At 43.0% G+C, this 1,387-nt stretch carries 2 protein-coding genes and 1 pseudogene; all 3 read right to left on the bottom strand.

Features of this window, described 5'->3' with window-relative positions:
• Positions 1 to 185, bottom strand: a pseudogene (locus tag AYJ08_RS24335) (hypothetical protein); the annotation flags it as partial.
• 5 nt (positions 186 to 190) lie between these two features.
• Entirely contained in the window at positions 191 to 817 is a 627-nt protein-coding gene (pduL, locus tag AYJ08_RS05420; protein ID WP_082890872.1) for a phosphate propanoyltransferase, read from the bottom strand.
• Between the two features lie 120 nt (positions 818 to 937).
• Positions 938 to 1,231 carry an ethanolamine utilization microcompartment protein EutM gene (gene eutM / locus AYJ08_RS05415; protein WP_003336346.1) on the bottom strand — a complete coding sequence of 98 codons (294 nt, stop codon included), beginning with the start codon at positions 1,229 to 1,231 and terminating at the stop codon, positions 938 to 940.
• Positions 1,232 to 1,387 lie beyond the last annotated feature (156 nt).

Genomic DNA, 1,387 nt, shown 5'->3' with positions numbered 1-1,387 from the left:
CAAGTTACATCATTGGTTACGACAGAATGAACGTCAAATTTTTTATTGAGGACCGACTTTATAGCAAGCCATTCACTTTCATGTGTAGAGATAACGATTATTTTTTGCTTGTCCTCTAAAGAAAGCGTGTCCAATCGAGATATAACCTCATTAGTAACGGCTTCTATTAGCTGCTTTATCTCCAAACCGGTCACTTCCTAACAAGTCTAGCAACTGTCCCTTTTTGATACCCGCAAGCGTTAGCTTCATCATAATCGAGATGCATAAACGTACGAAAATGTGGACTTACTCGAATGGTTACTTCTTGAAAGATAACCGGTCTCGTTCCAAGGACTTCCACACACACACTTTGCTTATCCGAAAGACCAAACCATTGAGCATCCTCAACTGACATATGAATATGGCGTTTCGCAATGATTGCCGCTTTGACCGGAACGGATGCAAGCTGGGTAGCCAACGTAACTTCTGCACTTTCTGCTAAATTTCCTGATTCACGAAGAGGCGGTCTAATTCCCAGAGCAACTGCATCCGTTAAGGAAACCTCCACCTGTGTGTTTTGCCTTTCCGGTCCCAGAACAGCCACATTCTTAATCGTTCCTTTAGGGCCAATCAAATCAACCCGTTCCACGCAGCTAAATTGCCCTGGTTGGGATAATTCCTTGGCTTTCGTAAGTTGATATCCCTCTCCAAATAAGATATCAATGATCTTGCGAGATAAATGCACATGCCTTCCTGAAGCTTCAACGGGAATAAACAGTTTTTGCTTAATTCCAGCCACTACTTTTTCCACAATTTGATCAACCTGATCTTGTATCAACTCCACACCTCTTTTCAGTCATATGCTTGTTTATGTAAAGAGGGCATACTATCCGCTATTTAGCCTTCAAAAACCATTTTTATCAAAAGAAAGCTTGTAAGGGATAGTATGTTCCTGTAATTAGACTGGTTGTTGCTTGGACTTAGGAAGAATGCTATCCACCTCAGTGTGAGGGCGTGGAATAACGTGTACAGAAATCAGTTCGCCAATTCGTTCTGCTGCCGCTGCACCAGCATCGGTTGCCGCTTTTACTGCCCCGACATCCCCACGTACCATTACGGTTACCAAGCCGCCGCCTACCTGCTCTTTACCAACCAGCTCAACATTAGCTGCTTTTACCATGGCATCTGCTGCTTCAATCGCGCTCACAAGTCCTTTTGTCTCAATCATACCTAACGCATTTGTACTTGCCATTTCAATTCCTCCGTTTTTCATGTCATCTGTTTACAACAAAATGCTAAGAGATGCAGTTGCTCTGCTTCAATTCGAGTAGGACTTTCTGGATTATGGAATTCACTAAATCATCATGAACTCCAAATCCTCCCCGCGTATTACAAGACACTTGGTGTG

Origin of the sequence: Brevibacillus sp. SKDU10, from assembly GCF_001645205.1 — a bacterium.
In the GTDB taxonomy this organism is placed as follows: domain Bacteria; phylum Bacillota; class Bacilli; order Brevibacillales; family Brevibacillaceae; genus Brevibacillus_B; species Brevibacillus_B halotolerans.
Note: the sequence above shows the minus strand (reverse complement) of the source record. Positions and strands in the feature narration are given on the sequence as shown.

Bases quoted from the DNA above. Each gene is read 5' to 3' on its own strand.
- eutM (WP_003336346.1), bottom strand. From the start codon at position 1,231: ATGGCAAGTACAAATGCGTTAGGTATGATTGAGACAAAAGGACTTGTG.